Here is a 22,468-nt window from a genome sequence, read left to right on the forward strand (position 1 = left end):
GTCGATGAGTATTGCCGGGAAGATCGGATTGGCTCGAAAGCGCTCCTCAAACTTCGCCCGTCGCGCGCCGGAAACGGATGTCGTGCTCGGCGAGGATTGGGTCGGCCCAGCCGATATCGTCGATGACGATCTGCGCAAGGGGCGGGCGCGGCGGTCCATGTTCTCGCTCAACCGCTCGCCGCTGGCGCGCAAGATCATCACCTTCAACCTGTTGGCGATGATCGTGCTGGTGACAGGCGTGCTTTACCTCAATCCGTTTCGCGACAGCCTCGTGCTGCAACGCGAAAGCGGGCTCGTGAACGAGGCGCAACTGGCTGCCGACGTGTTTGAGGCGCAGCTGCCCGCGGGTGCTCCGGTCAATCTGGCGGCGGGCGACGGGCTCGATCCGCTTGCGACGATCCGCGGGATGGAGCTGCCCGAGGGCGCCGATCTCTACCTGTTCGACCCAAGTGCTGCATTGCTCGGCACTACGACCACGGGCGACCGCGCGCCGGTCGAAGAGGTCGATGGGCTCAATTTCGACAAACGCTCGACCGTGCTCAGCGATTTTCTGGGCCAGATCTGGGACTCGGTCGCCGGCCTGTTCGAGCGGGGCGGCGGCACCGCAGCCGATAGCGCGCTCGATATGGTGCGCGATCTGGTGCCCTCCGCGCTGGAAGGGCGCACGAAGATCTCGTCGCAGAAGAACGCGGCGGGCTCGACAATATTCGCCGTCGCCACGCCGATCCGGCAGGGGGATCGCGTCGTTGGCGTCGTGGGCCTGATCTCGGTCGCGGGGCAGATCGATGCGCTGGTCCGCGTCGAGCGCGAGCAGGTGCTGCAGATGTTCGTGATCGCGATCATCGTCTCGATCGGCCTGTCGCTGGTGCTGGCCTCGACCATCGCAAATCCACTCTCCGATCTCGCGGCGGCGGCCGAAATCGGGCGCGACAAGAATGCGCGCAAGATGGCGCCCGCCCGGGTGCGCATCCCCGACCTCACCGCCCGACCCGACGAGATCGGGCGGCTGTCGGGCGCGATGCGCGGCATGGTCGGCGCGCTTTACGAACGCATCGACGCGAACGAACAATTCGCCGCCGACGTCGCCCATGAAATCAAGAATCCGCTGGCCAGCCTGCGCTCTGCCGTGGCCTCGCTGCATATGGTCAAGAAGGACGAACAGCGCACGCGTCTTCTCGAAGTCATCGATCACGACGTGCGCAGACTGGATCGTCTGGTGAGTGACATCTCCAATGCGTCGCGGCTCGATTCCGAGCTGGTGAAGGAAGAGGAAGAGCAGTTCGACCTGATCAAGATGGTGTCGAACCTCAGCGAGTTCCTCGGTCAGCAGGCGCGCGAGAAGGGTGTCGACTTCATCACCGATCTGCCGTCGCAGTCCGTGATCATCTCGGGGCTGGAAGCGCGTCTGGCCCAGGTATTCGTGAACCTGATCACCAATGCGACCTCGTTCTGCGAAGAGGGAGACGCGGTGCGGGTCTGGGCACGCCAGCGCGACAACCGCGTGCTGGTCGTGGTCGAGGATACCGGGCCGGGAATTCCCGAAGAGGCGCTCACCAAAGTGTTCAAGCGCTTCTACTCGGAACGTCCCGAGGGGCAGTTCGGCGACCATTCCGGCCTCGGCCTTGCGATCTCCAAGCAGATCGTCGAAGCGCATGGCGGCGTGATCTGGGCCGAGAATATCCGCCCGACTGATGCCGACCGGACCTCCGATCCTCTGGGCGCGCGTTTCGTCGTGGGCCTGCCGGTAAGCTGAATGACCGGGTCGGACGACCTCTCGACCAATCTCCATGCCAGTGCCGTCGCGCTCGACCCCGAGCGCGGCGTTCTCATTCGCGGCGCGTCGGGCAGCGGCAAGTCTCTCCTCGCGCTGCGGTTGATGGCGCTGGGGGCGTCGCTCGTAGCCGACGACCGGGTTGACCTGCGGGCCGAGAACGGGGAGCTGATCGCCAGCGCGCCGGAGATGATCGCGGGCCGGATTGAGGCGCGCGGCGTCGGTATCCTGAGGGCCGATCCTCTGTCGCATGCCCGCATCATCCTGATCGTCGACCTCGACCGGGAAGAGACCGCGCGCCTCCCAACCTGTCGAAAAGACAGTATGTTGGGGGTCAGTCTGCCCCTTGTGCTGCGCGTGCAGCATCGTCATCTTGATGTGGCAATCCTGCAATGGCTGAAAGGAGGCCGATGGGCGTGACCCGATCCGATCCGGTATGGGCACAGGCTGGCCAGCGCGTCGTGCTGGTGACCGGCCCCTCAGGTGCGGGCCGCACCACCGCAATCGGCGCCCTCGAAGATCTGGGCTACGAACCGATCGTCAACCTGCCGCTGAATCTCGTACCGCGCCTTCTCAAGGGCCATCTGACCGGCCCGGTCGCGCTTGGCGTCGATGTGCGCGGGCGCGATTTCTCGGCTGCGACGCTGATCGAACTGGTCGATATGCTGACCAAACGGCCGGATCTGGATCTCGACTTGCTCTATCTCGACGCGCGTCCCGAGGTGCTCGAACGGCGCTATTCGGAGACCCGCCGCCGTCATCCGCTTTCGCCCGAGGAAGACCCCGGCGCCGGTATCGCGCAGGAGATGGATCTTCTCTCGCCGATCCGGATGCGCGCCGATGTCCTGATCGATACCTCCGAGATGAGCCCGCATGATCTGCGCGCCGAGGTCGGGCGTTTCTTCGACACGGGCCGCACCGAGCCGCTCTCGGTCACAGTGAATTCCTTCAGCTATAAGCGCGGGGTGCAGCGCGGGCTCGATCTGATGTTCGATTGCCGCTTCCTCGCCAATCCCCATTGGGAACCGGGGTTGCGCGCGCGCGACGGGCGCGACGCGGCGGTCGCGGAGTATGTCGCCGCCGATCCCCGCTTTGCCGAGTTCCACCAGCGCGTTCTCGATCTGCTTCTGTTCCTGCTCCCCGCCTATGTCGCGGAGGGCAAGGCCTATCTCTCGGTCGGCTTCGGGTGTACCGGGGGGCAACACCGCTCGGTCGCAATGACCGAGAGCATCGCCAAAGCGCTTGCGGAAGCAGGGTGGCGCGTGTCTAAACGTCATAGGGAATTGGAGCGTCTCGGCCATGCCGAGCACGAAGAAACGAAGGTGAGGTCTGGCGCGTGATCGGTATCGTGATCGTGGCACATGGTGGTCTGGCGCGCGAATATCTCGCCGCTATAGAGCATGTCGTGGGCCCGCAGCGCGGCATTCGTGCCATCACGATCGAGGATGATCACGACCGCGCGGGCAAGCAGGCGGAGATTCGCGCCGCCGCCGATGCGGTCGATGACGGCACGGGTGTCGTGGTTGTGACCGACATGTTCGGCGGCTCGCCCTCCAACTTGTCGCTGATGGCCTGCGAGGCGCGCGACCGCGAAATCATCTACGGCGCGAACCTGCCGCTTCTGATCAAACTGGCGAAATCGCGCAGCCTCGCCGTGCATGCCGCGGTCGAGGCCGCGCTCGATGCCGGGCGCAAATATATCAACAGTTACAACGCCCAAGCGGGAGTGGTGAAATGTCCGTGACCCGCGAATTGGAGATCGTGAACGAGAAAGGCCTGCATGCGCGCGCCTCCGCCCGTTTCGTCGAGGTTGTCGAGGATCACGACGCCCGCGCCACGGTGGCGAAGGACGGCCAGTCGGTCTCGGGCGACTCGATCATGGGGCTTTTGATGTTGGCAGCTTCGCGTGGAACCACTATTGAAGTGACGACAAGCGGGGCCGAAGCCGAAAAGCTCGCCGATGCGCTTCAGGCATTGGTGGCCGACAAATTCGGCGAAGGTATGTGACGCGCTCCGCACCCAGCGAGGGGGTTCGACCAATGAACCAAGAGAGCGACATCGCAATCGAAGCCGCGCAAGCCGTATCGAAGCCGTATGATAAGCGTCGCCTGTCCTATGCGGGAACGTTTTCCAACCCGTTCAAGGTCGGCGCGATCCGCACTCTGGAATGGATGACGGCGAAGGCGCAGCTTCTGCACCTGATCCGCAAGTTCGAGAAGCGCGGCGCGCCGGTCGGCGCCGAGTTCTGGCCGCAAGCGCTCGACGTGATGGGGATCGAGGTCACGACGCCACCAGAACAGATCGCCCATATCCCGAAAGAGGGCCCGCTGGTGGTCGTCGCCAACCACCCGCATGGGCTGGTGGACGGGATGGTGCTGGCCTACCTGATCGGCCAAGTGCGCGACGATTTCCTGATCCTTACCCGCTCGCTGCTGACCGGGATTCCCGAGGTCGAGCAATACATGCTGCCCGTGCCCTTCCCGCACGAGCCCAATGCCCGCGAAGACAGTCTCAAGATGCGCGCAGCGTGCATGGCGCAGCTCAAGCGCGGTGGCGTTGTGGTGCTGTTCCCTGCGGGGCAGGTTGCCCATTCCGAGACGCTGATGGGCCCGGTGATCGAGCAGGAATGGAACCCCTTCACCGCGAAGATGCTCGCCCGGTCGAATGCCTCGGTGCTGCCGATCCACTTCCCGGGGCAGAATTCGCGCGCCTATCAGATCGCCAACAAGCTGAGCGCGACGGTGCGTCAGGGGCTTCTGCTGTACGAAATCAAACGCGCGCTGAACAAGCCACAGAACCCCGCGATCGGCCCGGCAAAGCGGCCCGAAGAGATTGCCGAGGCCCTGAAGAACCCGCGCAAGTTCCTTGCGGATCTGCGTGCGGAAACCCTGGCGCTGTAAGACGGCTGACGGCGAGGGCTCTGTCCCCGCGGCTCCGCCGTTCCCCGGGATATTCGACCCAATTGGAAAGAAGGACGCCCGGCTATGCCTCTTAGGTCAGGGCAAGCCGGGCGCTTCCAACTGCGCGGGGATCGGCGTCCCGCCTGTTCCGCGAGACCATTTAAGTGGAGCGGGGTAAAGAAAGCCTGAGCGGCTTTCCAGCTGCCCCAAATATCCCGGGGAGAGCGACGAAGTCGCGAGCGAGGGGCAGCGCCCCTCATTCCCATCGGTTCAGCGCGTCGGCACCGGCTCTTCGCCGCGATAGTCGTAGAAGCCGCGCCCGGTCTTGCGACCAAGCCAGCCGGCTTCGACATATTTCGTCAGAAGCGGGCAGGGGCGGTACTTGGTATCGGCCAGCCCGTCATGCAGCACGTTCATGATCGCGAGGCAGGTGTCGAGCCCGATGAAGTCGGCCAGCTCCAGCGGCCCCATCGGATGGTTCGCGCCGAGCTTCATCGACTCGTCGATCGAGCGCACGTTCCCCACGCCTTCATAAAGCGTATAGACCGCCTCGTTGATCATCGGCATCAGGATGCGGTTCACGATGAAGGCCGGGAAATCTTCGGCAGACGCGGCGGTCTTGCCGAGTTTCTCGACGACCTCGTGCAGCGCCTTGTAGGTCTCCTGATCGGTCGCAATGCCGCGGATCAGCTCGACCAGTTGCATTACCGGCACCGGGTTCATGAAGTGGAAGCCCATGAACTTCTCGGGGCGGTCGGTGCGCGAGGCAAGCCGGGTGATCGAGATCGACGAGGTGTTCGAGGTCAGGATCGTCGTCGGCTTGAGATGCGGCAGCAGGTCTTCGAAGATCGCCTGCTTGACGGTCTCGCGCTCGGTTGCGGCCTCGATCACCAGATCGGTCGGGCCCAGTTCGCTCAGTTTCGTGGTCGTGGTGATCCGCTTCAGCGCGGTGTTCTTCTCGTCTTCCGAGATTTTCCCACGCGACACCTGCCGATCGAGGTTCTTGGTGATCGTGGCGATCGCCTTCGTCAGCGCCTCGTCGCTGATGTCGTTCAGCAGAACGTCATATCCGGCCAGCGCGAAGACATGGGCGATCCCGTTGCCCATCTGCCCTGCACCCACGATGCCCACTTTCTCGATCGCCATAATTTTCCCTCTCACGCTTTGCGCCCTGACCATAGTTCTCCGCTCGGTCCATGCAAGCGAAACGCAGGGCTGAGATCATTTTAACATTAGCCGTTTGGCAAGACTTCGGGCGCATTCTGGCCTCGGGCGAGTCGAATACAGACTGAGGTGGGAAAATGGCTTTCGAATATACGGGCGATGGCGCTCTCGATTACTTCCCGTGCAGATATGGGAAATCCAAACTGCTGTTCCGCGGGCCGCGCCGTGCGCTGCAAGGCGATTTCATCGCGGCGATGGGCGGGACGGAGACCTATGGCAAGTTCGTGGAGCATCCCTGGCCCGCGCTACTCGAGGCGCGGCTGGAGATGCCGGTGGTGAATTTCGGTTATCTGAATGCCGGGATCGACGTGTTCCTGCACGAGCCGCAACTGGCCGCCGCATCGGATGCGGCGCAGGTTACGGTCATCCAGTTGCTTGGCGCGCAGAACATGTCGAACCGCTTCTATGCGGTGCATCCGCGGCGCAATGACCGCTTCCTGCGCGCGTCGAGCCTGATGCGTTCGATCTTCGGCGGCGTGGATTTCACCGAGTTCAACTTCACGCGTCACATGCTGAGCGCATTGAAAGAACGCGAGCCTGAGAAATTCTCACTTCTCGAGGTCGAATTGCAGGAGGCGTGGCTGCAGCGGATGACCGCGCTTCTGGCCAAGATCAAGGGGCGCAAGCTGCTGCTGTGGCTCGGGGCGTTCAACGATTCCGCCCGGAGCGACGATCTTGGGCCCGAGCCGTTGATGGTCACCGAACCCATGGTGGAGGCGCTGCGCTCGCTCGTGTCGGACGTGGTCCGGGTCAAGCCTTCGGCGGCGGCACGTAGCGCGGGCACGGCGGGGATGCACTTCACGCCGCTTGAGGAACCAGCCGCGGAAATGGTGCCGGGGCCGCTGGTGCATGAGGAGATCGCAGCGGCGCTCGCGTCTGCTCTGAAGCCATTGCTCTAACAGGAAAGGGCGGGGGATTTCCCCCGCCCTTTCGATTTGGTTCCACTATCGCGGGGGGCAGCGCCCCGTCCGCGGATCAGAGCTTTTCGGTCAGCGCCGGAACGGCGTCGAAGAGGTCCGCGACCAGGCCGTAATCGGCGACCTGGAAGATCGGTGCTTCTTCGTCCTTGTTGATCGCGACGATGATCTTCGAGTCCTTCATGCCGGCGAGGTGCTGGATAGCTCCAGAAATGCCGCAGGCGATGTAGAGCTCGGGCGCCACGACCTTGCCGGTCTGACCGACCTGCCAGTCGTTCGGCGCGAAGCCCGAGTCGACGGCGGCGCGCGAGGCACCCACAGCCGCGCCAAGCTTGTCGGCGAGCGCTTCGATCACCTTGAAGTCCTCTTCCGAGCCGACGCCACGGCCGCCCGAGACGACGATCTTCGCCGAGGTCAGCTCCGGACGATCGCTCTCGGCGACCTTGTCCTCGATCCAGCTCGACAGAGCGGGCGCGTCCGACATGGCGACGGTCTCGACCGAAGCCGAACCGCCTTCGCCGGCGGCGTCGAAGGTCGAGGTGCGGAAGGTGATGACCTTCTTCTCGTCCTTCGATTTCACGGTCTGGATCGCGTTACCCGCGTAGATCGGGCGCTCGAACGTGTCGGCATCGACGACGCCGGAGACATCCGAGATCACCATCACGTCGAGCAGGGCTGCGACACGCGGCATCACGTTCTTCGCATCGGTCGTGGCAGGCGCCACGATATGCGAGTAATCGCCCGCGAGCGACACGATCAGCGCGGCGGTCGGCTCCGCCAGACGGTGGCTCAGCGACGGGTCCTCGGCCACGAGCACCTTCGCGACACCGTCGATCTTGGCGGCGGCTTCACCCGCGGCGGCAGCAGAGGCACCCGCGCAGAGCACGGTCACATCGCCCAGCGATTTTGCGGCGGAGACGGCCTTGGCGGTCGCGTCGACCGACAGTTCGCCATCATTCACTTCACCCAGCAGCAGAACGGCCATCACACGACCCCCTTCTCTTTGAGTTTCGCAACCAGCGTGTCGACATCCGGCACCATTTCGCCAGCCTGACGCGCTTCGGGCTCGGTGACCTTCACCACTTCGAGACGCGGCGAGACGTCGACGCCGTAATCCTCGGCGGTTTTCTCGTCGAGCGGCTTCTTCTTCGCCTTCATGATGTTCGGCAGCGACGCGTAGCGCGGCTCGTTGAGGCGCAGGTCGGTGGTGACGATCGCGGGCAGCTTGACCTCGATGGTCTGCAGACCGCCGTCGACTTCACGGGTTACCTTCGCGGCCTCGCCCTCGACCACGACTTCCGAGGCGAAGGTCGCCTGACCCCAGCCCAGAAGCGCGGCCAGCATCTGGCCGGTCGCGTTCATGTCGTTGTCGATCGCCTGCTTGCCGAGGATCACCATGCCGGGCTGCTCTTCCTCGACGACCTTGGCGAGGATCTTGGCGACGGCCAGCGGCTCGATATCGGTTTGCACGTCATCGGCAGCGACCACAAGGATCGCACGGTCCGCACCCATCGCGAGCGCGGTGCGCAGCGTTTCCTGCGCCTGCTTCACGCCGATCGAGACCGCGACGATCTCTTCGACGGCGCCCTTCTCCTTCAGACGGATCGCCTCTTCGACAGCGATTTCGTCGAACGGGTTCATCGACATTTTGACATTGGCGAGATCGACACCGCTTCCGTCCGCTTTCACGCGAGCTTTCACGTTGTAGTCGATCACGCGTTTGACGGGTACCAGGACCTTCATGCGTGTCTCCCTTGTCTGGTCCGCCAAATTGCGGCGAACGGATTCATTCGGCAATTTTGTTACAAGAGCACGGGGCGAAGGGACAGGGGGAAAACGCCTCGTTTTGGCCCTGAAACGTCACGTCTTTTCGACTGTTTGCGCTAGCGGTCGGGGCCCATTGCCGTTGCGTCGCCCCGGTACCGTCTCGCCGATGGCAAAAAGGCCGCCCCGGGGGACGGCCTTTCCTTGATTTGGCTTTCCGGCTGCCAGCTCAGTCCTGGCGCCGCTCACCGGCGATCCGCGCGTCGTTCTGCATCTCGAGCCACATCGCGTTGGCGACGGCGACCAGAGCGGCCAGCGGAAGTCCGAGGATCCATGCGAAGTACCACATCTGTCTGTCTCCTTAATAAGCTGTATGGCTGTCGCGCTCGACATCTGCGACCGTCACCTTGCCCCACAGAACCTTATAGACCCATGCGGTATAGGCGAGGATGAGCGGCATGAAGATTAACGCGGCGATGAGCATGATGAAGAGCGTCTGGTGGGAGGACGACGCGTCCCAGACCGTCAGCGAGGCGTCGGGCATTTTCGAGCTCGGCAGGATGAAGGGGAACATCGTCAGGCCGACCGAGGAGATCACGCCGAAGATGCCAAGTTTCGACCACAGCAGCGTCGAGACTTCGCGGCCGGCGCGCAGCCCCCGCACCGCCATGGCGATCCCCGCGAGGCCGAGAATCGGCGCAATCGCGATCCACGGGCGGTCCGCATAGGCCTGCATCCAGCTCCCGCCATGCTCGACCGTCGAGAAAAGCGGGTTGGAGGGGCCATTCGCCGGCACGACCGAGGTGACGTGGTAGCCCTTGATCCCGAAGGCGAGCCAGATGCCAGCGACGATATAGGCAACGAAGGCCACCATGCCCGCAACAGAGCCGATCTCGGTCGCGCGGACCTTCACCGCGCCTTCGGTCTTCACCGAGAGCCACGCCGCGCCATGCATCATCAGCATCGACAGCGACACCACGCCTGCAAGCAGCGCGTAGGGGTTCAGAAGGCCCAGCAGCTTCATGATGAAGTTGCCCGGATAGAGCGGCATCAGCATGTCGTTGAGCTCGAAGGGCACGCCTTGCAGAACGTTGCCCACGGCCACGCCGAAGATCAGTGCCGGAACCGCGCCGCCCACGAAGAGCGCCCAGTCCCAGCCATTGCGCCACGCAGCCGAGTCGCGCTTCGAGCGATACTTGAAGCCGACCGGGCGCAGGATCAGCGCCGCGAGCACGAGGAACATCGCGAGGTAGAACCCCGAGAAGCTTACCGCGTAGAGGGGTGGCCAGGCCGCGAAGATCGCGCCCCCGCCGAGGATGAACCAGACCTGGTTGCCTTCCCAGACCGGGCCGATCGTGTTGATCGCCACGCGGCGCTCGCTATCGGTCTTGCCGACGAAGGGCAGCAGTGCGCCCACGCCCATGTCGAAGCCGTCGGTCAGCGCGAAGCCGATCAGCAGGACGCCCAGCAGCAGCCACCAGATGACGCGTAGAACGTCGAGGGGGATAAGTTCATAGAGGATCATTGGTTCTTACTCCGCAGGCATGGTGACAGGGTTGCCGCCGCGACCGGACAGGCGATCGTCATGTCGTTGCAGCCACTCCTGGGTGACCTCGACATCCTGATACGGGCCTTTCTTGATGTATTTGAGCATCAGGCCCATCTCGACGACGAAGAGCACGGTATAGAAGGCGACGAAGCCCAGCAGCGTGAACAGCAGGTCGCCCACCGAGAGGTGGCTGACCGAAAGCGCCGTAGGCAGCACGCCGTCGACCGTCCAGGGCTGGCGTCCGAACTCGGCGGTGAACCAGCCCAGTTCCGCGGCGATCCAAGGGGCGGGGATGACGATCACGGCCAGACGCAGCGCCCAGCGGGGATAGTTCATGCCCTTCCAGTTCGAGACGACGAAGAAGTAGACCATCAGCGCGATGAAGGAGAAACCTAGCGCAACCATCAGGCGGAAGGACCAGAAGATCGGCCAGACCGTTGGGACCGTGTCGTTCGCGGCTTTCTTGATCTGCGCGTCGGTCGCTTGACGCGGATCGTCCACGTAGCGTTTGAGCAGGTAGGCGTAACCGAGATCGCCGACGTTCTTGTTGAATTCCGCGGTGACGTCAGCGGGGACATCCCCCTTCGCTTCGCGAATTTTCAGCAGGTCATTATAGGCGACGATGCCGTTGCGGATCCGCTCCTCCGAGCCTTTGACGAGATCGTCGATCCCGGTGATCTGCTCGGTCAGCGAACGGGTACCGATCAGCCCCATCACCCACGGGATATGGATCGCGTATTTCGTTTCGCGCGCTTGCTGGTCGGGAATGCCGAAGAGCGTGAAGGAGGCGGGGGCCGGTTCGGTCTTCCACATGGCTTCCATCGCGGCGAGTTTCATCTTCTGGTTATGCGTCGTCTCGTAGCCCGACTCGTCGCCGAGGATCACCACCGACAGCGCCGAGGCGAGGCCGAACGCAGCGGCGACCGCGATGGAGCGGCGGGCCAGTTCGAGGTGACGCCCCTTGAGCATGTACCAGCTCGACACGCCCATCACGAAGACGGCCGCTGTGACGTAGCCAGCGGAGACCGTGTGCACGAACTTGGCCTGGGCTACCGGGTTGAACACGACATCGAAGAAGGAGGTCATTTCCATCCGCATCGTCAGCGGATTGAACGCCGCCCCGACCGGGTTCTGCATCCAGCCGTTCGCGATCAGGATCCACAAAGCAGAGAAGTTCGAGCCGATGGCGACCAGCCACGTGACGACCATGTGCTTGACCGGGCTCAGCTTCTCCCATCCGAAGAACATCAACCCGACGAAAGTCGCTTCCATGAAGAAGGCCATCAGGCCCTCGATCGCGAGCGGTGCGCCGAAAATGTCGCCGACGTAATGCGAGTAATAGCTCCAGTTCATGCCGAACTGGAATTCCATCGTGAGGCCCGTGGCCACGCCCAGCACGAAGTTGATGCCGAACAGCGTGGCCCAGAACTTGGTCATTTGCCGCCAGACGGGGCGGTTGGTCATCACATAGACCGTCTCCATGATCGCCACGATGATCGACAGACCAAGCGTCAGCGGCACGAAGAGGAAGTGATACATCGCTGTCATGGCAAATTGCAGCCGTGACAGCTCGACGATCCCGAAATCCATTCTCGTTCTCCGTTTCCCTACTTGCATCCGGCGCGGTGAAAAGCCGGATTCTCCGGAAATGTTTTTCCTGGATGCAGGTTATGAGGAGGCGGTCGGCGCGCGACTTTGAGCCAAATCAAATTGACGATGTGTCGCACGCGGACGTGAACAGAGGTGAACGGGAATATGTCTCGTGATTTTAGGGGCTTATCGTCGCAGGGCGTGCGTCATTTCAGCGCGATCGTGGCCGTGGCGGCGCTCTGGTCGGGCTGGCGGTGAGAGACCAGAACGAAGCCCGCCTCGGGCAGAAGCGCCCGTAATCCGGCCAGCGTCGCGGCGGCGGTTTGGGCGTCGAGTCCCTCGGTCGGTTCGTCCAGCAGAAGGATGTCGGGCCGGCGCAGTGCCGCACGGGCCAGCGCCAATCGTTTCGCCTGCCCGCCGGACAATCCCGTGCCGCCTTCGCCAAGCCGTGCTTCGAGCCCGCCGCGCGCCACGATCACTTCATCCAGCGCCACGGCGCGCAGCGCGGCCCATGCCGCATCGTCATCGAGTTGCGTTCCGGGAGGCAGGGCGAGCGCGAGATTCTCGGCAATAGTGCCGCCGATCAACTGGCTGCGCTGCGGCACCATTGTGAGGACATCGCGCAGGTCTCCCTCCGGCCAGTCGGGCAGCGCGCGGCCCATCGCCGTGATCTCGCCACCGGACGGCTTGAGAAGGCCGGACAGCACGGCGAGTGCGGTGGATTTCCCCGCGCCCGAAGGCCCGGCAAGCATCACGGTCTGACCGCGCGCGAGGGTGAAGGTCAGATCGGAAAAGAGCGGCGCGGCGCTCTTGGCGCGGGTGAAGGCAACTTGGCGCCCCTCGAGCAGCGGGGCGTCCATATCGGTGGGGGCGTGGCCGTCGGGCTGGGCGCGTGTAGGCGTATCGGTCAGCTCCATGACCCGCGCGCCCGCCTCCTGCATGCGGCCAATCTCGGCCATGCCTCGGCGCAGCAGCATCAGCGACTCGGCCAGTGCCAGCGCCACGAACAGGCCCACCGCGGCGCGCGCGGGCGTGATCTGCCCGGCCAGCGCCATCTGTCCGGCGATCGCCAAGGCGGCCGCCCCGGCAAGCGCGGTGGTGGCGGAAATCACCGCCCCCACCCGGCGGTCGAGCGCCTCGAGATTGCGCCGCGCGAGCGCTTCGGCCTCGACCTCGGCCAGGGTCTGCGCAGTTGCCGCCTCCAGCTGTCCGGCCACGGCCAGATCGGCTCGCGCGCGCATCGTCTCCAGCGCGCGGCGGCGAATGTTCTGCAGTGCCGTTTCGGCGGCGCGGGCATCGTGGCGGGCGGCTCGGGCGACCCAGATCAGGCCGAGCCCACCGCCCAGCAGGTAGATCAGGAAGACCGCGAGCCCGATCGGCAGCCCTTCGAGCCACCCCAGCATCAGAAGCGCCGCGATCTGGACCATGCCGCCTGCAAGGAAGGGGATGACCAGCCGCAGCAATACGCCATCAAGCGCATCCACGTCCGAGGTGATCCGGTTCAGCGCCTGCGCACCGCGCAGCCGCGCCTGTTCCTCATGCGGGCGGCGCGAGACGCCATCCATCAGGTCGATGCGCAGCTTCGCCAACGCGCGCAGTGTGGCGTCATGGGTCAGTAGCCGCTCGCCATAGCGCGAGACCGCGCGGCCGAGCGCGAGACCGCGGACACCTGCCGAGGGGGTGAAGAAATTGAAGTTTAGGCCCATCCCCGCGATCCCGGCCAGCGCGGAGGCGGTGATGAACCAGCCCGACAGGCCGAGCAGCGCCGCCCCCATCGCGAGCACGAGGAACGACAGCGCGAGGCCCCTGCTGAAGGCCCATTTCTGATCGCTGATCAGGCGAGCGGTGAGGGTCAGAAGCGTTCTCATGCTGCGCCCTCCAAGTCGATCTGACGGTCCATCGCGGCAACGAGGGCAGGGTCGTGGCTTGCGACGATCAAGGTCGTACCCTGCGTTCGTAACGCCAGAAGAGCTGCGATGACTTTCGCGCCCGTCTCGGCATCGAGATCGGCGGTCGGTTCGTCGGCCAACACGATCGGGCGGCCCGCGTAATGGGCCCGCGCGATCAGCAGACGCCGCGCCTCGCCGCCCGAGACGCCGCCGCCCATATCGCCCAGCCGGGCGTCGAGCCCGCCGGGAAGGCCCGCGACGACCTCGGTGGCCTGCGCAGCGTCGAGCGCTGCATCGAGGTCGCCGGGACGGTTCAGCGTGATCAGTTCGCGCAGGCTCGCATCGGCGAAGCGCGGGCTTTGAGGAATCCAGCCGAAGGCTGCGCGCCAGTCATCGGCGTTTTCCTCTGTCAGGGAGGTATCGCCCAGCGTGATCTTCCCCGCCTCGGGATGGATCAGACCGACCAGCGCGGTCAGAAGCGTCGTCTTGCCTGCGCCCGACGGTCCTGTGATCGCGACCGCCTCGCCCGGGGCGATGTCGCCATCGGGCAGGGGGATCGGAGCGGCGGCCTCGCCGGGGCGGATTTGCAGCCCGTGCCAACGCAGCGCGCCAAGCGTCGGTGCCGTGCCTTCGCCTCCAGTGCCCATCAGCGTGTTGGCCTTGGCGATTGCAGTCTCGGTCGTCTCCAACTCGGAGGCTACGGCGAGCGCAGCGGCCCGGTCATGCCATGCCGCAGCGAGATCGCGCAGCGGCTGGAAAAACTCGGGCGCGATCATCAGCAGGAAAATCCCCTCGGCCGGAGTCATCTTGCTGCCCCATGTGCCGAAATTCATCCAGCCGATCAGCGAGAAGCCGACATAGACCGCGACCAGCGCCACGCCGATCGCGGCGAACAGTTCCAGAAGCGTCGAGGAGAGGAAGGCAACCCGCAGAACCGCCATCGTGCGGAGGCGCAGGTCTTCGGATTTGGTTTCCAGATCGGCGCGCGAGCGGGCCTCCGCGCCCAGAAGTCGCAGATCGGTGATCGCGGCGATCCGATCGATCAGCAGCCGGTTGAGCGAACCGATTTCGACCATCTGCTTTTCCGAGGCGTCCTGCGCGGCCATGCCGACAAGCGCCATGAAGATCGGGATCAGCGGCCCGGCGATCAGCAGGATTCCCGCGACCGCCCAACTTTGCGTGGCAGCGAGCAGGATGAAGGCGAGGGGGATGATCCGGGCGCGCAGGAAGGCGGGCTGATAGCGCGTGGCCCATGGGCCGAGCGCGCCGAGCTTCTCCGCGGACAGCGAAGCCAGTTCCGCAGGCGACAGCGCGGCGGCGCCGCTAGCTTGACGCAGCGCCTTTCGGATCAGCTTCTCGCGGCTCTCACGCAGCACCACCTCGGCGGCATCGGCCGAGAGCTTCTGCGAAATCCAGTCGAGGACGATCCGCACGAGCGCCAGCACCACGAAGCCTGCAGCCCCGGCGAGCGGCGAGAGCGACGGGCTCACCCCCGGTGCGACCAGGTCGCCAAGTACCAAACCGATCAGAGCGGCCTGCGCCGGCCAGATCAGTGCCGACGCCACACCGAGCCACCCGGCGAGCTTCAACTTGCCCGCGACGGGCTGAGCGATGCGGGTCAGAACGGCTTTCGGCTTCGGCGCTTCGGTCGTGGCGTCTGTCATACGGGTTTTGGGGTCTTTTACTCTTTCGCGCTTGGCTGTCGAGATAGCCGGGCAGAGGGGCTGCGACAATGGAGTGCGACAATCCGCGCTTGTCACGTCTGCGGTACGAACCTTCATGCCGACATGAAAAAACCGTTCGGATGAGGGTCCGAACGGTTTTCGAGGTTACCTGTGGCGGGGCCTTAGCAGGGCGCGATGTACTCGCGGCCATACGAGTCACGATAGCGGCACTGACCCGGCTGGTTGGCTTTACCGATCAGGGCGCCGGCAACGGTGCCGACCGCGCCGCCGATCGCGGCGTTTTGAACGCGGTCGCCATCATCCGAAACGGCAGCGCCGATCGCGGCACCGGCAACACCGCCGGTCGCGGCAGCGCGGTCCTGTTGCGACATCTGGCAGCCTGCAACGGCAACGGTGGCGCTGAGCGGCAGGATCAGGAACATCTTCTTCATGGTACGTGTCTCCCTTCTGTGTCTTCGGACATCCAACGTCGCCCCTCTCCGGGCAGTTCCAAGTTTTTCTTAATTAGTTTTGAGCATCTATTCTGGAGCCGTGATGACCCAGCGGCTTGACATGCGCGGTCATTCGGGGGTCAAGCAAAGAAAGACATCTCGAGACATACGACAGAAAGACCCGCCTATGAGTTCGACCGCCTGGCGCGTTCCCCTGATCGGAGCGCTTTTCCTTTTCGCATTGAGCGCGGTGGTGTTGATGATCATGCGCCCGCTGATGGCGATCGACGAGACGCGCTATGTCACCGTCGCCTGGGAGATGTGGCAGGGCGGCTCCAAGCTGGTGCCGCATCTCAACGGGGCGATCTATTCCGACAAGCCGCCGCTTCTGTTCTGGCTCATCAATATCGTCTGGAGTGTGACGGGCCCCAGCGAATGGGCGGCGCGGCTCGTGGCGCCCGCCTTCGGGCTGCTGTCGGTCGGACTGGTCGCGGTGCTCGCGCGCAAGCTCTGGCCGGAGGAACCGGAGCGCGCCGGACTCGCCGCACTGATCCTTGGGACGAGCGGCGTGTTTCTGCTCTTCGGCTCGACAACGATGTTCGACACGATGCTCACGGCGGCGACGCTGACGGGAATGCTCGCAGTCTGGGCGATGCGCGACACGGAGCGCTTCGCCCCGGTGATCGGGCTTGGCATTGCGCTGGCCTTCGGCGTCTTCGCCAAGGGGCCGGTGATCCTGGTGCATGTGCTGCCGACCGCGCTTTTGATGCCGCTTTGGGCGACCGGGGCGGAGCGGCCCGCGCTCAAGCAGTGGTATGCGCGGATCGGAATCGGTTTTCTGATCGGTTTCGGCATCGTCCTGCTCTGGCTCGGCCCCGCGATCATCTTCGGCGGTGCGGAATACCGCGAGCAGATTCTGTGGAAGCAGAGCGCCGGGCGGATGGTGGAAAGCTTTGCCCATGGTCGCCCCGTCTGGTTCTTCGTGGCGTTGCTGCCGTTCTTCCTCTGGCCCTGGGGCTGGAGCCGCGCCGGGCTGGCTACGTTCAGGCCGTCGCGGCTCTGGGAGGATGCGGGGACGCGCATGGTGACGGTCTGGTTCGTCGCCGCCTTCGTCGCCTTCTCGCTGATCTCGGGCAAGCAGGCGCATTACCTTGTGCCGGAAATGCCCGCGCTGGCGCTGATCCTGTCGGGATTGCTGCCCACGGCGGAGCGCCGGATGCGCTGGCTGCGCCTGCTGTGGCTTCTGCCCGGCGTGGCGACAGCGATTGCTGCGGCTTCGGTGCATTTCGGGGCGTTCCCCGAACTGCCCGAGGGCACCGGATCGTGGCTCTTCGTGATCGCTGGCGTGGCGATGCTCGTGGGCGGCGCGCTAATCGTGCTTAAAGCGCGGCAGGGCTGGTTCGCCGAAGCCTTCGTCGCGCCGCTGGTGCTGATCGCCATTCAGATCATGGTCTGGCCGATCCTCTGGAAAGTCTACGATCCGGCACCAATCGCGAGCCTGATCGCTTCGCATTCGGAAAATGGCGTGGCCACCACCGATCGCGGCTATGCAGGGCAGTTCTCCTTCGTCGCGCGGCTCGAGAACCCGGTGACGGTGCTTGGCAACAGCGCCGATCTCGGGCGCTGGATGGCGGCGCATCCCGACGGGCTGGTTCTCGCAGCGAATCCGATCGAGGGCGTCGACGGTCTGAGCCAGATCGCCGAGCGGCATTTCCGGCAAAACGACTGGCGGCTCTATCAGGTCGCGGAGGCGATTGCGCCGTCTGCTTCGGATGCCGCGGCCACGCCCAGCAGTGCGAACTGACACTTCAAACTAAAGACACGCCCGAAGCGGATGCTCCGGGCGTGCCTTCAAACCGATAGACTGCAAGTATTACGACTTGGTCTTCTCGGTGGGCCGCTCATCGAGAGTGACGGAGAGCGTGAGCGGCTTGTTCGCGCGCAGCAGCGAGAGCTGCACTTCGGTGCCCGGCTCGTCGGACCCGATCGCACGGGTCAGATCGCGGGGGGCTTTCATCGGCTTGCCATCCACGCCGACGATGATGTCGCCGCGCTTCAGACCAGCTTTCTTTGCGGGCGTGTCGGGCGACACGTCGGCTACGAGCACACCTTCCGGTTGGTCGAGCCCCAGCGCCGCGGCGATGTCCTCGCTGACCGGCTGGATCTGCACGCCGAGGAAGCCGCGCTTCACCGTGCCATTGTCCTGCAGGTCGGCGACGACGCTCTTGATGGTGTCGGAGGGCACCGAGAAACCGATCCCGACGGAACCGCCAGTGGGCGACAGGATCGCGGTGTTCATGCCGATCACCTGGCCTTGGTCGTCAAAGAGCGGGCCACCCGAGTTGCCTTTGTTGATGGCTGCGTCGGTCTGGATGTAGTTATCGAAGGGGCCCGATTTCAAGTCGCGGCCTTTGGCCGAGACGATGCCGGTCGACACGGAGGTGCCCAGGCCGAACGGGTTGCCGATCGCCACGACCGGCTCACCGACCTGCGCGGCCTGACTGTCGCCGAAGCCCACGGTGTCGAGGTCCTTGTTGGTATCGACCTTGATCAGCGCGATGTCAGTGGCCTTGTCTTCGCCGATCACTTTCGCATCCGCGGTCGAGCCGTCGGAGAAGGTGACCTTCACGCTCTCGGCGCCGTCGACGACGTGGGCGTTGGTGACGATATGGCCGTCTTTCTGGATGATGAAGCCAGTGCCGAGACCGGTGATCTCAGGACGCTGCATCGGCTGGCCCTGACCGTTGGGGCCCATGTCGGGCATACCGAAACGACGCTGGAAGAACTCGAAAGGGAAATCCTGAGGCATCCCCATCTGGGCCATTTCCTGATCGTTGGCCTGCTTCTTGATCTCGATGGTGACCACGGCGGGCATCACCTTCTTCACCAGGTCGACGGTGTTGGTGAAGGTTTCGGCCGCGGCCACGTTCGGGACCAGTGCCAGACCGCTCGTCGCCACGGCGCCGGCGCCGAGCATGGCGGTGGTGGCGAGGGTGCGCAGCAGGGGAGCTTTGCGAATGTCCTGCATGTTTCTCTCCTTTTTGACAGGTATGCACCCTATGTGAGGGCCTAGCCTGTCAGGGACTCTGCGGGAAGATTGCAGAGTTGTTATCCTTTTCACCTTTAGGGGAGGGGTGCGTGACTTGTGCGGTGTCATCGGCCACATATGTCGCGAACCGAGAAAGCGAGTGCGATGAAACTGCTGTTGATCGAAGACGACGCGACCACCGCCGATTACGTTCTGCGTGGCCTGCGCGAAGAGGGCCACACGGTCGACCATCTCGCGAATGGCCGCGACGGGCTGACCCAGGCGCTGGGCGGCAGCTACGACGTGATGATCATCGACCGAATGCTGCCGGAGCTGGACGGTCTCTCGATCACCCGCGCGATCCGGGCCGCAAAGGTCACGACGCCGATCATCTTCCTCACCGCGATTGGCGGCGTGGACGACCGGATCGAGGGGCTCAACGCGGGTGCCGACGATTATCTCGTGAAACCCTTTGCCTTCGGCGAGTTGTCGGCGCGGCTCGCGGCGCTGGCGCGTCGCCCGCAAGCGCAGTCGGAGCAGGTAATGCTGGAGGCGGGCGATCTGAAGATGGACCTGATCGCGCGCAAGGTGACGCGCGGCGGACAGGAGATCGACCTTCTGCCGCGCGAATTCTCGCTGCTGGAATTCCTTCTGCGTCGCAAGGGGCGGGTGCAAACCCGGACGATGCTGCTGGAGGGCGTGTGGGATCTGAATTTCGATCCGCAGACCAATGTGGTGGAGACGCATATTTCGCGGCTCCGGAACAAGGTCGACAAGCCGTTCGACCGTGATCTCATCCACACCGTGCGCGGCGCGGGCTACCGGATCGAGGGCTGATGAAGGCACGTCTGAATCGCGCGGAAATCCTTGCCTCGACGCCGCTACGACAGGCGCTCGGGCTGATGGGGATCGTCTTTGCGATCCTGCTGGTGACGCTGGGCTTCGCCTATGTCGCGCTGCGCTCCTCGACCGAGGAATCGATCCGCGCCGATCTAAAGCAGCAGACGGCGGTGTTTCAGGTTGCCGCCAACCCCGAGACGCTCTCTGTGATCGTGTCGGCGGAGGCGCGGGCGTCCGATCCGTCAGAGCGCGCCATCGCCTTCGTGATGTCGGACGGGCGGCAGGTCGGCAACGTCCGGGTCACCCATGAGGGCGACAGCTGGGTCATCTCGCGTCATCCCGAATATGCGCCGCTCTCGAAACATGGATATTTCACGCTGACCATGCCGCTTGCGGGCGGCTTGCTGGTGATCGGCGAAAGTCGCGCGCCGATTGCGGAACTGACCTCGACCTTCCTCGCGATTCTCGTCTTCTCCTTCGTACCCTCGCTTCTGGTCTCTGCCGCCTATGGTGCGTGGGTCGGGATGCGGGCGCGCAAACGGGTGAGCGCGATCGAAAACACACTTGACGATCTTACCGAGGGGCGGCTCGAGGCGCGGGTGCCGCGCGACGAGGTGAAGGCGCGGCGCGGCGATGACCTCGCACGGATCGGGGCGCGGCTTAACGTGATGGCCGAGACGCAGGAGGCGACGGTTGCGGCGCTGCGTCAGGTCTCCGCCGATATCGCGCATGACCTGAAGACGCCGATGCAGCGGATTTCGGTGCTACTCTCGGAGCTGCAAGAGGCCTTGCCCGAGGACGCGCCGCCCCGCGCGCTGGCCGAGCAGGCAGGCACCGAGGCGGAGCGCGCGGTCGCCGTGTTCCACTCGTTGCTGCGGATCGCCCAAATCGAGGGCGGCAGCCCGAAGGCACGTTTCGCGACGGTCGATCTGGGCGCGCTCGCCGCCGATATCACCGAGCTTTACGAGGCCAGCGCCGAAGAGGCGGGCGGTTCGCTGACCCTGCAGCGGCCAGACGCGCCGCTCATCGTGCAGGGCGATCGGGGGCTTCTGGGACAGATGCTGTCGAACCTGATCGAGAACGCGATCCGCCATGGCGGGCCTGCGCCGAAGATCGCGGTGAGTCTGTCTCGCGAACGCGGCGCGGTCACGCTCAGCGTCGCCGATCGTGGCCCCGGCATCCCCGAGGCCGAGCGCGAGAAGGTTCTGCGCAGGCTCTATCGGCTGGAACGCTCTCGCACGACGCCGGGCAACGGGCTGGGCCTTGCGCTGGTTCATGCGGTGGCGGGGCTGCATGAGGCGGAGCTGGAACTGTCCGACAACAATCCCGGTCTGATCGTGTCGCTGCGCTTCGTCGGGTCCGCTCAGTCGGCCTGATCGGGCAGGTCGATCTCGGTCAGGAAACGCAGGCTCAGCGGCAGGGTCGCGGCCCCCAGCGCGCGCGCATCGGGCCCCACCTGACCCTCGCGCACGATCGGAACGCCCGCGCCCGAGAGGTTGATCTTCGCCAGTTCCGATTCGGTCGCGGCGACGAGCCGCGCGCGCAGATCGTCGGGCATCCAGCCGTCGATCACGATCGCATCGAGGTCGCACAGCGCCGCCGAGGACGCGGCGACAGTCGCGAGGCCCCGCGCCGCTTTCGCGAGCCAGTCGTCGACGATGTCTTCGGGAAGATCCCACTCATCGCGCCGCTCCCAGAGGAAACTCGCATCGAGCCCGCGCTCCGTCATCGCGGCTTCGATGACCGACAGCGAGGCCACGTCGAGCAACTGGCACTGGCCGCCGTGACCGTCGGGCACCGGCATCGAGGCAAGCGCGCCCGCATTGTTGTTGGGGCCGGTCACAAGCGAGCCGCTCATCACCAGCCCGCCACCCACGAAGAAGCCCACGAACGCATAGAGGAAATCGTCGGGCAATGTCTGATCGCCCAGCAAAAGCTCTGCCGAACAGGCGGCAGAGGCATCGTTTTCCAGCACCACGGGAAACGGATAGAGCGCCTCCAGTTCGGTGCGGATATCGCGTTCGCGCCAATCGGCCATCGCGCTTTCCTCGAGCCCGAGCGCCACGCCCCAATCCCACATCCTGAACGGCGCCCCGATGCCGAGGCCGGCGATGCGCTCGCGCTTCGAGGCGGGGAGTTCTGCCACCATCCGGGCGATCGCGTCGATGGCGAAGGCTATCGTGTCAGCCGCCGTGGGGTAGTCGTGGCGCGCGACACGGCGCGAGACCGGCGTGCCCATCATGTCGATCAGGATCACCTCGGTCCGGCGACGCCCGACCTTCAGGCCAAGAAAATAAGCCCCCTCGGGGTTCAGGCGCATCGGCACGGTGGGCTGGCCCACCTTGCCGCGCACCGGGTCGCAGCGCAGCAGGAAGCCTTCATCCTCGAGCGCGCGCATGATGACCGACACTGTCTGTGCCGAGAGCCCCGTGAGCCGTGCGATCTCGGATTTCGCCAAGGCGCCGCGACGGCGAATCAGCGACATCACGAGCCGCTCGTTGCGGTTGCGCATCGCGGAGTGATCCGAGCCGATCTTCCCCGCTCCGGTCTTGATCAATTCCATCACGCGGTGGGCCAAAATTCATTCTCCGAGGCTGCTCGCGCATAAACTACGCCTTGTATTTATCGGCTTCCAGAGGCTCTTCTGTCAATTAATAAATCCATTTGATTTATCTATTGACGAGTCGGCCCGTGTTCGCACATGATTTACCCCGAAGCCGATCGGAGGACGGCTGGACATGTTTCTGGGAGGAGACCTGACATGAAGAAGAGAACCGCGATTCTGGGAGCGACGGCGCTTGGCCTGATGGCGACCGGGGCCTGGGCGGAGACGACCGCCTGCCTGATCACGAAGACTGACACCAACCCGTTCTTCGTGAA

Annotated in this window: 21 protein-coding genes and 1 pseudogene; 11 read left to right on the forward strand and 11 right to left on the reverse strand. The window is 64.6% G+C overall.

All coding sequences use genetic code 11. The features are described 5' to 3' along the window. Positions 1–4: 4 nt before the first annotated feature. The 6 genes from B6V73_RS17405 to B6V73_RS17430 are packed head-to-tail and all read left to right on the forward strand — an operon-like array spanning position 5 to position 4,671. On the forward strand, positions 5–1,753 hold the full coding sequence (locus B6V73_RS17405) for a sensor histidine kinase (protein WP_088720498.1): 1,749 nt from the start codon (positions 5–7) through the stop codon (positions 1,751–1,753). After that, entirely contained in the window at positions 1,754–2,191 is a 438-nt protein-coding gene (locus B6V73_RS17410; protein ID WP_088725935.1) for an HPr kinase/phosphatase C-terminal domain-containing protein, read from the forward strand. Beyond that, the gene (gene rapZ, locus B6V73_RS17415; RefSeq protein ID WP_088725936.1) at positions 2,182–3,111 is read left to right on the forward strand and encodes an RNase adapter RapZ; all 930 of its coding nucleotides are present in this window, start codon (positions 2,182–2,184) and stop codon (positions 3,109–3,111) included. The genes B6V73_RS17410 and rapZ overlap by 10 nt, the downstream gene beginning before the upstream one ends. After that, a complete protein-coding gene (locus B6V73_RS17420) occupies positions 3,108–3,515 on the forward strand; it encodes a PTS fructose transporter subunit IIA (RefSeq protein ID WP_075776867.1) in 408 nt (135 codons plus the stop codon). The genes rapZ and B6V73_RS17420 overlap by 4 nt, the downstream gene beginning before the upstream one ends. Continuing rightward, the gene (locus B6V73_RS17425) at positions 3,506–3,778 is read left to right on the forward strand and encodes an HPr family phosphocarrier protein (RefSeq protein WP_075776868.1); all 273 of its coding nucleotides are present in this window, start codon (positions 3,506–3,508) and stop codon (positions 3,776–3,778) included. The genes B6V73_RS17420 and B6V73_RS17425 overlap by 10 nt, the downstream gene beginning before the upstream one ends. Positions 3,779–3,810: 32 nt before the next feature. Beyond that, complete coding sequence (locus B6V73_RS17430; protein WP_088725937.1) at positions 3,811–4,671, forward strand: lysophospholipid acyltransferase family protein; 861 nt, start codon at positions 3,811–3,813, stop codon at positions 4,669–4,671. Between the two features lie 270 nt (positions 4,672–4,941). Here B6V73_RS17430 and B6V73_RS17435 read toward each other — a convergent pair whose 3' ends face one another. Beyond that, the gene (locus B6V73_RS17435; RefSeq protein WP_088725938.1) at positions 4,942–5,817 is read right to left on the reverse strand and encodes a 3-hydroxybutyryl-CoA dehydrogenase; all 876 of its coding nucleotides are present in this window, start codon (positions 5,815–5,817) and stop codon (positions 4,942–4,944) included. Between the two features lie 155 nt (positions 5,818–5,972). Here B6V73_RS17435 and B6V73_RS17440 point away from each other — a divergent pair, with 155 nt between their 5' ends. Beyond that, positions 5,973–6,794, forward strand: a complete 822-nt coding sequence (locus tag B6V73_RS17440) for a DUF6473 family protein (protein WP_088725939.1) — start codon at positions 5,973–5,975, stop codon at positions 6,792–6,794. A gap of 76 nt (positions 6,795–6,870) precedes the next feature. Here B6V73_RS17440 and B6V73_RS17445 read toward each other — a convergent pair whose 3' ends face one another. The 8 genes from B6V73_RS17445 to B6V73_RS17480 form a co-directional block, all read right to left on the reverse strand. After that, positions 6,871–7,797, reverse strand: coding sequence for an electron transfer flavoprotein subunit alpha/FixB family protein (locus tag B6V73_RS17445; protein WP_078542565.1), 927 nt, complete (start codon positions 7,795–7,797; stop codon positions 6,871–6,873). Then, complete coding sequence (locus B6V73_RS17450) at positions 7,797–8,555, reverse strand: electron transfer flavoprotein subunit beta/FixA family protein (protein ID WP_075776873.1); 759 nt, start codon at positions 8,553–8,555, stop codon at positions 7,797–7,799. The genes B6V73_RS17445 and B6V73_RS17450 overlap by 1 nt, the downstream gene beginning before the upstream one ends. Before the next feature lie 250 nt (positions 8,556–8,805). Beyond that, positions 8,806–8,925, reverse strand: a complete 120-nt coding sequence (cydX, locus tag B6V73_RS17455; protein WP_075776874.1) for a cytochrome bd-I oxidase subunit CydX — start codon at positions 8,923–8,925, stop codon at positions 8,806–8,808. Between the two features lie 12 nt (positions 8,926–8,937). Further along, complete coding sequence (gene cydB, locus B6V73_RS17460; RefSeq protein WP_088725940.1) at positions 8,938–10,101, reverse strand: cytochrome d ubiquinol oxidase subunit II; 1,164 nt, start codon at positions 10,099–10,101, stop codon at positions 8,938–8,940. Positions 10,102–10,107: 6 nt separating this feature from the next. Then, positions 10,108–11,715 (reverse strand): cytochrome ubiquinol oxidase subunit I, encoded by a 1,608-nt coding sequence (locus tag B6V73_RS17465; RefSeq protein WP_088725941.1) that lies wholly within the window; start codon positions 11,713–11,715, stop codon positions 10,108–10,110. Positions 11,716–11,921: 206 nt separating this feature from the next. Continuing rightward, the gene (locus B6V73_RS17470; protein WP_088725942.1) at positions 11,922–13,583 is read right to left on the reverse strand and encodes an ATP-binding cassette domain-containing protein; all 1,662 of its coding nucleotides are present in this window, start codon (positions 13,581–13,583) and stop codon (positions 11,922–11,924) included. Beyond that, positions 13,580–15,268 carry a thiol reductant ABC exporter subunit CydD gene (cydD, locus tag B6V73_RS17475; RefSeq protein ID WP_088725943.1) on the reverse strand — a complete coding sequence of 563 codons (1,689 nt, stop codon included), beginning with the start codon at positions 15,266–15,268 and terminating at the stop codon, positions 13,580–13,582. The genes B6V73_RS17470 and cydD overlap by 4 nt, the downstream gene beginning before the upstream one ends. Positions 15,269–15,450: 182 nt before the next feature. After that, positions 15,451–15,720 carry a YMGG-like glycine zipper-containing protein gene (locus B6V73_RS17480; RefSeq protein WP_075776878.1) on the reverse strand — a complete coding sequence of 90 codons (270 nt, stop codon included), beginning with the start codon at positions 15,718–15,720 and terminating at the stop codon, positions 15,451–15,453. A gap of 187 nt (positions 15,721–15,907) precedes the next feature. Between B6V73_RS17480 and B6V73_RS17485 the strand changes: the two genes are divergently transcribed. Next, complete coding sequence (locus B6V73_RS17485) at positions 15,908–17,524, forward strand: glycosyltransferase family 39 protein (protein ID WP_168174929.1); 1,617 nt, start codon at positions 15,908–15,910, stop codon at positions 17,522–17,524. 69 nt (positions 17,525–17,593) lie between these two features. Here B6V73_RS17485 and B6V73_RS17490 read toward each other — a convergent pair whose 3' ends face one another. Next, a complete protein-coding gene (locus B6V73_RS17490; RefSeq protein ID WP_075776880.1) occupies positions 17,594–18,748 on the reverse strand; it encodes a Do family serine endopeptidase in 1,155 nt (384 codons plus the stop codon). 165 nt (positions 18,749–18,913) lie between these two features. Between B6V73_RS17490 and B6V73_RS17495 the strand changes: the two genes are divergently transcribed. Both B6V73_RS17495 and B6V73_RS17500 read left to right on the forward strand, forming a co-directional pair. Continuing rightward, positions 18,914–19,585, forward strand: coding sequence for a response regulator transcription factor (locus B6V73_RS17495; RefSeq protein ID WP_075776881.1), 672 nt, complete (start codon positions 18,914–18,916; stop codon positions 19,583–19,585). After that, positions 19,585–20,964, forward strand: coding sequence for a HAMP domain-containing sensor histidine kinase (locus tag B6V73_RS17500; protein WP_075776882.1), 1,380 nt, complete (start codon positions 19,585–19,587; stop codon positions 20,962–20,964). The genes B6V73_RS17495 and B6V73_RS17500 overlap by 1 nt, the downstream gene beginning before the upstream one ends. Here B6V73_RS17500 and B6V73_RS17505 read toward each other — a convergent pair. Continuing rightward, positions 20,952–22,166, reverse strand: coding sequence for an ROK family transcriptional regulator (locus B6V73_RS17505; RefSeq protein WP_346426032.1), 1,215 nt, complete (start codon positions 22,164–22,166; stop codon positions 20,952–20,954). The two genes, B6V73_RS17500 and B6V73_RS17505, sit on opposite strands and share 13 nt — an antisense overlap. Before the next feature lie 183 nt (positions 22,167–22,349). Between B6V73_RS17505 and B6V73_RS21180 the strand changes: the two are divergent. Then, positions 22,350–22,468: pseudogene (locus B6V73_RS21180) on the forward strand (sugar ABC transporter substrate-binding protein); the annotation flags it as partial.

The organism is Thioclava sp. JM3 (assembly GCF_002213185.1).
Classification (GTDB): Bacteria; Pseudomonadota; Alphaproteobacteria; order Rhodobacterales; family Rhodobacteraceae; genus Thioclava; species Thioclava nitratireducens.